Here is a 9,094-nt window from a genome sequence, read left to right on the forward strand (position 1 = left end):
GTGGCCTGAGTCGGATACCGACAATGCTTGTGATCCCCGTGCACCCTGCGTAACGTGGCCAGCTTTCAGGAACATCGCCGGAGCCCGCCCCATGCGCCTCACCCCTACCCTGCTGCTCACCGCCCTGCTGCCCCTGTTCGCCGGTTGCCAACTGATGGCTGACACCCCAAGCGACCCGAACATCGGCACCACGCGCATGCAGGGCGAACTGAGCGCCGCCGGTGGTCAGCTGCTGTTCAAACCCTGCAATGAAAGCCGCCGTTTCGTGATCAACGACGTCGCTGGCACCGGGGTCCTGCAGGAAGCCGCCAACCTCGCCAAGGATGCCGGCGACAAGCTGTTCGCCGATGTGCGCGGGCGCCTTACCGGCAGCAAGCAGGCCACCAACGACGGCCAGCTCGAAGTGCGCCGACTGTACCGCCTGGAACCCTCGACCCGCGCCTGCGAAGACCCCAACTTCAAGCAACTGACCCTGCGCGCCAACGGCCACGAACCCGACTGGGACATCAAGGCCAGCGGCAAGGGCATGGTGGTCAGCCGGGTTGGCCAAGCGCCGCTGCCCCTGCCGTTTCTGGAAGAGGAAGTGCCAGGTGGCGGCCTGACCCTGACCAGCGAGGCCAACGGCCAGCACGTGGAGCTTTGGGTCGCACCGCAACGCTGCGTGGACGTCGCCACCGGGGCGGTGCGCCACCTGCGCGCCGAGCTGCGGATCGACGGCAAGACCCTGCAAGGCTGCGGTTACTACGGCGGTGCGCGCGACAACTGATCACCGGGCGCTTTTATCCTGCCAGTCGGGGCGGCGAACAGCTTATACTTGGCGGTTTGTGTAAAGCCGCCGGCCGCCCATGGCCGGGATACTGGACCCTGCCATGCTACGAATCACCGAACTGAAGCTGCCCCTGGACCATCCCGACGAAGCCCTGCGCGAAGCCATCGTCCAGCGCCTGGGCATCAACGATGAGCAATTGCTCAGCTTCAACCTGTTCAAGCGCAGCTACGACGCACGCAAGAAAAACAGCGAACTGCTGTTCATCTACACCATCGACCTCGAAGCCAGCAACGAGGCCGAGCTGCTTCGCAAGTTCGAAGACGATCGCAACATCGGCGTAGCCCCCGACGTCACCTATAAGTACGTGGGCCACGCCCCCGCCGAGCTCGCACAGCGCCCGATCGTGGTCGGCTTTGGCCCTTGCGGTATCTTTGCCGGATTGCTGCTGGCGCAGATGGGCTTCAAGCCGATCATCCTCGAACGCGGCAAGGAAGTACGCCAGCGCACCAAGGACACCTGGGGCCTGTGGCGCAAGAGCGTGCTCAACCCCGAATCCAACGTGCAGTTCGGCGAAGGCGGCGCCGGGACCTTCTCCGACGGCAAGCTGTACAGCCAGATCAAGGACCCGCTGCACCACGGCCGCAAGGTGCTCGAAGAGTTCGTCAAGGCCGGCGCGCCGGATGAGATCCTCTACATCAACAAACCGCACATCGGCACCTTCCGCCTGACCGGCATGGTCGAGCAGATGCGCCAGGACATCATCGCCCTGGGCGGTGAAGTGCGTTTCGAGCAGAAGGTCACCGACCTGCTGACCGACAACGCCCAGCTGACCGGCGTGGTGCTGGCAAGCGGCGAGCAACTGCACTCGCGCCATGTGGTCCTGGCCCTGGGCCACAGTGCCCGCGATACCTTCCGCATGCTGCATGCCAAGGGCGTATTCATGGAGGCCAAGCCGTTCTCGGTCGGTTTCCGTATCGAACACCCGCAAACACTGATCGACAAGGCGCGCCTGGGCAAATATGCCGGCCACCCGAAACTGGGCGCTGCCGACTACAAGCTGGTGTATCACGCCAAGAACGGCCGTTCGGTCTACAGCTTCTGCATGTGCCCAGGCGGCACCGTGGTCGCCGCCACCAGCGAGCCTGGCCGCGTCGTGACCAACGGCATGAGCCAGTATTCGCGTAACGAACGCAATGCCAACTCCGGCATCGTCGTCGGCATCGACCCCGAGCGCGACTACCCGGGCGGCCCGCTGGCCGGCATCGAGCTGCAGGAACGCCTGGAGGCGCACGCCTATGTCATGGGTGGCAGTAACTACCAGGCCCCGGCGCAGTTGGTCGGTGACTTCGTGGCCGGCAGGCCGTCCACTGCCCTGGGCAGTGTCGAGCCTTCGTACAAGCCAGGCGTGACCCTGGGTGACCTGGCGCCCAGCTTGCCGGATTTCGCCATCGAGGCGATCCGCGAAGCGTTGCCGGCATTCGATCGGCAGATCAAGGGCTACAACCTGCATGACGCGGTGTTGACCGGTATCGAGACGCGTACCTCTTCGCCGCTGCGCATTACCCGTGGCGAGGACTACCAGAGCCTGAACATGAGGGGGTTGTTCCCGGCGGGTGAAGGCGCAGGCTACGCGGGCGGTATCCTGTCGGCAGGTGTCGATGGCATTCGCATTGCCGAGGCGGTAGCGCGGGACATGCTCGGACTGTAAGGCAGCAAGTGTCATGCGCCCCCTGCGCGGGCAAGCCTGCGCAGGGGGCATGACCATCGCCAGAAAAGTCTGCGCGAATAATCAGATTTTCCCTACCTCACCATTCCTCAGCTGCGTCTAGGCTTCCCACAGCCAAGGCGGCAATACCATATAACAAAAACGAATATAGTTTTTGTTTTAAAGCATATCGCCACAAGCTAGGGTGTACGCCCGTTCCGTAATCAACCTCTCATGGAGAGCCCATAGCCCGTGCGTAGCCTCTTCACCCGATTCTTTCAGCTCGAAGCCGCCAGCGGCCTGCTGCTGATCGCTGCGGCCATCCTTGCTCTGGTCATCAACAACTCACCTTTGTCGTACCTGTACAACGGCCTGCTCGACGTCCCGGTCGCCGTCAAGGTTGGTGCGCTGGAGATCGCCAAGCCTTTGCTGCTGTGGATCAACGACGGCCTCATGGCGCTGTTCTTCCTGCTCATCGGCCTGGAGGTCAAGCGCGAGGTGGTCGACGGCCAGCTGTCGAAGCCCTCGCAGGTAATCCTGCCCGCTACCGCCGCAGTGGGTGGCATGGTGGTACCGGCACTGGTCTACTGGTTCATCAACCGCGACAACCCTGCAGCCGTCGCCGGCTGGGCCATCCCCACCGCCACCGATATCGCCTTTGCCCTTGGCGTGCTGGCATTGCTGGGCAAGCGTGTACCGGCGTCGCTCAAGCTGTTCCTGATGACCCTGGCGATCATTGATGACCTGGGTGCGATCATCGTCATTGCGCTGTTCTACTCAGGCACCTTGTCGAGCGTGTCGCTTATGCTGGCCGCTGCCTGCCTGGTAGCGCTGATAGCCATGAACCGGCTTGGCGTAGTCAAGCTCGGGCCTTACCTGATCATCGGCCTGGTGCTTTGGGTATGCGTGCTCAAGAGCGGTGTCCACGCCACATTGGCCGGTGTCGCCCTGGCGCTGTGCATTCCGCTGCGCACCCGCAACGCGGAAAGCTCGCCGTTGCTGTCGCTGGAACACGCCCTGCACCCTTGGGTGGCCTATGCCATTCTGCCGCTGTTCGCGTTCGCCAACGCCGGTGTCTCGTTGGCCGGCATGACGGTGGAAAGCTTCACCCACCCGGTACCGCTGGGTATCGCTGTCGGCTTGCTGGCGGGCAAGACCGTGGGGGTGTTCGGCCTGACCTGGCTTGCGATCAAGCTTCGCCTGGCGGCGTTGCCTGCGGGTGCCAGCTGGGGGCAGTTGCTGGGGGTGGCGATACTCTGCGGCATCGGCTTCACCATGAGCCTGTTCGTAGGTTCCCTGGCCTTCGTGCCAGGCAGCAGTGACTATGCGGGCATGGACCGTATGGGCATTCTCACCGGCTCGTTCATCGCTGCGGTCGTCGGCTATGCCGTTACCGCCATGGCCAGCCGCGCCCCCCGCGCGCACTAAAGTAGAAGCGGCATGAAAAAACCCCGACTGGCGTGGCCAGATCGGGGTTTTGCGTTTTTGCGCTACAGCCTGTGCAAGGCTCAGTGCGAGACGCGGCTGGTACCGTCGACGGTCATGATGCGAACACGTTCGCCAACCCGGAAAATCTCGTTTTCCTGAACGGCCTGCACATAGGCACGCATGCTGCCATCGTCTTCACGCACGGTGATTTCCACACCTTGGGTACGGGTGATGCCTTCTTCGGCGGCAGAACCTGCCAGGCCACCGGCAACCGCACCAATTACTGCCGCGACGATGCTGCCGCGACCACCACCGACTGCGCTGCCGGCAACGCCGCCGACAATGGCACCCGCGCCACCACCGATCGGGGTCTTGGTACCTTCGATCTTGACCGGACGCAGGGATTCGATGGTCCCCATGCGTACGGTCTGCACGCGACGGGCCTCATCACGGGAGTAGCTATCGCCGGTCAGGCTCGAGGCACAGCCCCCCAGCAACAGCGACATGGTGGTGAAGGTCGCCACCAGCAAAGCGGATTTACGCATGGGTAAGTCTCCATAAGTCATCGGTGTTCATTAGACGCTGCACATTGACGGCTGTCACGGCACAGACGTAATAAAATTGTTTTCATTCAGCCTGGGTACAGCCTACCTGGACTGTATCGTGGGCCTTTCAAGTGAGACCAAGGATAGCCATGGATTACTTCATCGTCGTGGTCACGACTGTCGCTGGGCTGTACTTCCATGGGTGGCTGTATGTGCGGATGCGCCGCTGGATGGACCGCGACCTGGCGCTGTCGCTGGCCGGGGAGGATGTGCGCAAGCGTGAGTACATGCTGCGGCGGCTGGAGCAGGCGCGGGTGCAGAAGGTCAGGCGCAAGGCGCTGGCGGAGTGGTTGGCGCGTGAGGCGGCAGCTTATCAAGGGTAGCGTTGCAACCTTGGGGCTGCTGCGCAGCCCCAGAGATCTCAGGGCGCCAACCGCTCCCGCAGCCATTGCCCATCGACCAGACGATAGTTCATCCGGTCATGCAAGCGGCTGGTACGGCCCTGCCAGAACTCGATCCGCTCAGGCAACAGGCGATACCCGCCCCAATGCTCCGGGCAGTGCGGCTGTGTGTCGGAGAACCGTGCTTCGGTCGCCTTCACCAACGCTTCCAATGCTTCCCGGCCACTGATGACCTGGCTCTGAGGCGAGGCCCAGGCCCCTAGGCGGCTGCCCAGAGGGCGCACCTGGTAGTAGTCGTCCGACTCCTTGGCCGTGACCTTTTCAACCCGCCCTTCGATCCGCACCTGGCGCTCCAACGCCGGCCAGAAGAACGTCATGGCGGCGAAAGGGTTGGCCTTCAACTGCTGGCCCTTGGCGCTTTCGTAGTTGGTAAAGAAGGTAAAGCCACGCTCATCGAGCCCCTTGAGCAGCAGTACGCGGCAATGGGGGCGGCCCTCGCCATCGACCGTGGCAAGGGTCAAGGCGTTGGCTTCGACCGGGGGTTGCTCGGTTTTCACCGCATCGGCGAACCACTGGTGGAACAAAGCGAACGGCTCACCCGGGGCCTGGGCTTCAGCCAGGCCATCACGGGTGTAGTCGCGGCGCATATCGGCCAGGGATTGGGTCATGGCTGCGTTTCCTTGACGATCAGTTGGTCTTCGCAGGGCTGTTGGCGGCTACTTTCTTGTCAACGGTCTTCTTGGCAGCGGGCTTGACCGGTGCGGCCTTCTTCTTGGCAGCAGTCTTGGCAGGTGCCTTGGCCTTGGCGACAGGCTTCTTCGCAGCAGGTTTGGCAGCGGCCTTGGCGGCGGGCTTGCTGGTGGCAGCCTTAACGGCAGGCGCCTTGGCATCCTGAACAGCAACCATCGAAGCTGGGGTAGGTGCCGGCGTGGCCTGTTGGTACTTGGCCAACAGCGCGACCATGGTGTTCTGCGGCGTCAGCAGCATTTCCACACGGCGGTTCAGGGCACGGCCTTCGGCGCTGTCGTTGGCGGCACGCGGCATGACCGAACCCATACCCTTGAGGATCAGGCGATCACGCTGCAGGCCACTGAGGCGGAAGATCGCCGACACCGAAGCGGCGCGCTCCAGGCTGAGCTTCTGGTTGACAGCCGCAGCACCGCTGCTGTCGGCATGGCCCAATACCAGCACGGCGGTCTTGGCATCGCCCTCGACGGTCTTGGCTACGCGGGTGATCGGCCCCAGGGTCATCGGCAGCAGCATGTTCGGGCGGTCAGGGTTGTACGAACTGTCCACCGGGATGGTCACCGCCAGGACATTGTCACGGCGCTCCAGCTCCAGTTTGCTGTCCTTGATGGCTTCACGCAGCTTGGGCTCGTATTCGTCCAGCCAGGCTTGGGTAGCCTTCTGGTCGATCTTCGGCACGACCGGCCCTTTGGCCTGCTTGTCGTCACCGCCGAATGGCCACCACCAGCGGCTGGCGCTTTCCGACTTGGCATCGGCCTTGGCCACTTTTTCGGTGACGGCTTCCTTCACTTCCTGCTCGGCAACCTGGTCCGAACCGAAAGGCCACCAGCTGGAGCCACTGCCCTTCGCGGCGTCCGGGGAGTGACTGGCGCAGCCGGTAACGGCGGTCAGGCACAGGGCGAGTGCTAAGGTTTTATGTGAAGACATCAGCGATACACCATGAAATAGAAAGAAATTTTGCCTACGCATTCAGGCGTTGGCATTGAGGATAGTCAAAGGGGTTGGCCAATACCCGCATTACCCGATCAAAGGCAACTGGCAAGCACGCGTACCAGTTTCTGCGCTCTTGGGTCCATCAGCACATAGGGGCCCAGGGTATTGACCACAAAGCCAAAGGCCACATCGTGCTCCGGGTCGGCGAAACCTACCGAGCCGCCCGCGCCAGGGTGCCCGAAGGCGCGGGCACCGAGGCCAAAGGTGGCATTGGCCACCTCGGGCTGGTCGAGCATGCAGCCCAGGCCGAAACGGGTCTGGGTCAGCAGCGTACGATCCTGGCCGATACTGTGCTCGCGCGTCAGTTCGTCGAGCAGCTCGGATTCAAGAAGGCTGCCATCGAGCAGGCCGGCATAGAACCCGGCCAGGCTACGGGCATTGCCGTGGCCGTTTGCCGCCGGCTGCTGCATGCGCCGCCACTCGGGCTTGTTGGTGCTGGTGAGAATCGCCGGCGGGTTGGTAAAGGCGCGGGTGGACAGCGCCTCAGGCTCGCGCATGGTCACCTGCAGCAGGCGCTGGGCAGCGGCATCGCCGGGGTTGCCCTTGCCGCGCGCAATATGCGCCACGCGATGGAATTCTTCGTCGGCCAGGCCGACATGAAAGTCCAGCCCCAGCGGCCGCGCCGTACGGGCCACGATCGAGTCGCCTGGGCCACGACCATCAGCGCGGCGGATCAGCTCACCGATCAGCCAGCCGTACGTGATGGCGGCATAACCGTGTTCGGCTCCAGGCGTCCACCAAGGGGTTTCGGCGGCCAGGGCATCGACCATCGCCTGCCAGTCATACAATGCCTCGGCAGGCAGCAGTTCACGGATGGCCGGCAGGCCCGCGCGATGGCTGAGCAACTGGCGCAGGGTGATGGACTGCTTGCCGGCCTGGGCGAATTCGGGCCAGTAACGGGCCACCGGAGCGTCCAGCGCCAGCTTGCCCTCGCCCACCAACTGCAAGGCGGTGACCGCAGTGAAGGTTTTGGTGCAGGAGAACAGGTTGGCGATGGTGTCGCTGTGCCAGGCCTGCTGCCCGTCCTTGTCGGCGGTGCCCGCCCACAGGTCGATCACGGTCTCGCCGCCCACCTGGATGCACAGCGCCGCACCACGCTCCTGGGGATCATCGAACAACTCGGCGAAGGCATCACGCACCGCCTCGAACTTCAGCTCATAGTGACCCTGGATCTGCACCCGCTGTTCTCCGTACGACCGTCTGAAAATGGCGTGCATTGTTTCAGTAGTTGGCGGTTTTGCAAACTGGCTTAGGCTCGATGGTCGCCAGCAAAGGGGCCGTTTGACGGCCCCGATGGCTCAGGGGAGCGGCTTGGCCAGCTGCGTGCGCAACTGACCAATGGCCTGCTGGTTGCTTTTGCGTACGGCCTCCACGAACCCCGGATAGGGCACATCGGTGATCGCCACCAGCCCCAGGTGGCCGTTTTCGCCATCGAGCAACCGCCCACTGGCCGGTTGGTCCTGGTATTGGAACCAGTGCGCGCCGACGATCATCGGCTGCGCCAACGCGGCCTTGAGGAAGTTGCCATAGGCCGGCCCTCGGTCCTCTTCACGCGCCACCTCCAGAGGCCCCGGCCAGAATGGCCCGCGGTCGCGGGAACCGAACTGGAACTCGGACACCAGCACCGGCTTGTCCAGCTCGGCCAGGCGAGCGAAGTCGTAACCGTCCTCGGGCTTGAGGGTATAGAAGTTGAAGCTCAGCACATCGCAGAACTCGGCGCAGGCCTTGACCGCCTCCGGTGTGCTGAGCGCAAAACGGCCGCCAAGCAACAGGTGGTTGGGCGCATGCCACTTCAGCGAGTCGGCGATGGTCTTGAAGTAGGTCTCGGCGAACACCTGCTGGAAGTGCTGGTAGTCCCGCTCGATCTCCGGGTGCTCGGGGCTGGGCAAAGGCGCCTCGAACCCTGGGTCTTCCATCAGCTCCCAAGCGGACAGTTCGATCCCCCAGGCCTTGGACAGCCCCTCCTGGTTGCGGTACTTGTCACGCAGCTGCTTGAGGAAGGCGCGCTTGGCGGGCACATCGGTGGTCAGGCGCAAGGTGCCATAGGCCAGCCCGTAGCGCGCCTTGGGGTCATTGCCCGGTGCGGCCCAGGCCAGTTCGTTGTCGGCGAAGTAGCCGATCAGCCAGGGGTCATCGCGGTGGTCCCGGGCAGCGATGGCGACAGCACGTTCCGTAGCCATGGCAAAGCGAGGGTCGAAGGGGTCGGGCATGCTGCCCCACCAGTCCATGCCGGTGCTGATACTGGCATAGTCACCAACGATCGACAGCGGCAAGGTATAGGGCATGCGCTTGGCCTGGCCCAGGCCAGGGTCGCTCCAGTTACCCAGGGTATTGAAACCCCAGGCTTGCAGGCGATCGAGCGCGTGCGCCTGCCAGCGCGTGGCATCCAGCACCTGCGGTGGGCAATCGGCTGCCGGCTGGCCCTCGACGCTGGGTGGGCAAGGCTTGCCATAGGTGCGCTGGATATTGGCGGCATAAAAGTCGAACCAGCGCCCCTGCTTGAAGT

Annotated in this window: 9 protein-coding genes; 4 read left to right on the forward strand and 5 right to left on the reverse strand. The window is 63.6% G+C overall.

Annotated elements, in window-relative coordinates; all coding sequences use genetic code 11:
• The first annotated feature begins 91 nt into the window (after positions 1-91).
• From NP534_RS11995 to nhaA, 3 genes are all read left to right on the forward strand, one after another.
• Positions 92-766, forward strand: a complete 675-nt coding sequence (locus NP534_RS11995; protein ID WP_033702630.1) for a COG3650 family protein — start codon at positions 92-94, stop codon at positions 764-766.
• 103 nt (positions 767-869) lie between these two features.
• Positions 870-2,477 (forward strand): NAD(P)/FAD-dependent oxidoreductase, encoded by a 1,608-nt coding sequence (locus tag NP534_RS12000; protein WP_274098834.1) that lies wholly within the window; start codon positions 870-872, stop codon positions 2,475-2,477.
• 249 nt (positions 2,478-2,726) lie between these two features.
• A complete protein-coding gene (gene nhaA / locus NP534_RS12005; RefSeq protein WP_274098835.1) occupies positions 2,727-3,902 on the forward strand; it encodes a Na+/H+ antiporter NhaA in 1,176 nt (391 codons plus the stop codon).
• An 80-nt stretch (positions 3,903-3,982) separates the two neighbouring features.
• On the opposite strand, the gene NP534_RS12010 is transcribed toward nhaA, so the two are convergent.
• Positions 3,983-4,447, reverse strand: a complete 465-nt coding sequence (locus tag NP534_RS12010; protein ID WP_033702633.1) for a glycine zipper 2TM domain-containing protein — start codon at positions 4,445-4,447, stop codon at positions 3,983-3,985.
• A gap of 149 nt (positions 4,448-4,596) precedes the next feature.
• Here NP534_RS12010 and NP534_RS12015 point away from each other — a divergent pair, with 149 nt between their 5' ends.
• Positions 4,597-4,830: a hypothetical protein gene (locus NP534_RS12015; protein WP_033702634.1), complete on the forward strand. Its 234-nt coding sequence runs from the start codon at positions 4,597-4,599 to the stop codon at positions 4,828-4,830.
• Positions 4,831-4,868: 38 nt separating this feature from the next.
• Here the strand turns inward: NP534_RS12015 and pdxH are convergent, their stop codons facing one another.
• The 4 genes from pdxH to NP534_RS12035 all read right to left on the reverse strand — a co-directional run.
• Positions 4,869-5,516 carry a pyridoxamine 5'-phosphate oxidase gene (pdxH, locus tag NP534_RS12020; RefSeq protein ID WP_274098836.1) on the reverse strand — a complete coding sequence of 216 codons (648 nt, stop codon included), beginning with the start codon at positions 5,514-5,516 and terminating at the stop codon, positions 4,869-4,871.
• 19 nt (positions 5,517-5,535) lie between these two features.
• A complete protein-coding gene (locus tag NP534_RS12025; RefSeq protein WP_274098837.1) occupies positions 5,536-6,522 on the reverse strand; it encodes an OmpA family protein in 987 nt (328 codons plus the stop codon).
• 98 nt (positions 6,523-6,620) lie between these two features.
• Positions 6,621-7,766, reverse strand: a complete 1,146-nt coding sequence (locus NP534_RS12030; protein ID WP_274098838.1) for a serine hydrolase domain-containing protein — start codon at positions 7,764-7,766, stop codon at positions 6,621-6,623.
• A 120-nt stretch (positions 7,767-7,886) separates the two neighbouring features.
• A partial coding sequence (locus NP534_RS12035) for a beta-galactosidase (protein ID WP_274098839.1) occupies positions 7,887-9,094 on the reverse strand: 1,208 nt, incomplete at its 5' end.

This window comes from Pseudomonas sp. 39004 (assembly GCF_028682155.1).
In the GTDB taxonomy this organism is placed as follows: Bacteria; Pseudomonadota; Gammaproteobacteria; order Pseudomonadales; family Pseudomonadaceae; genus Aquipseudomonas; species Aquipseudomonas capeferrum.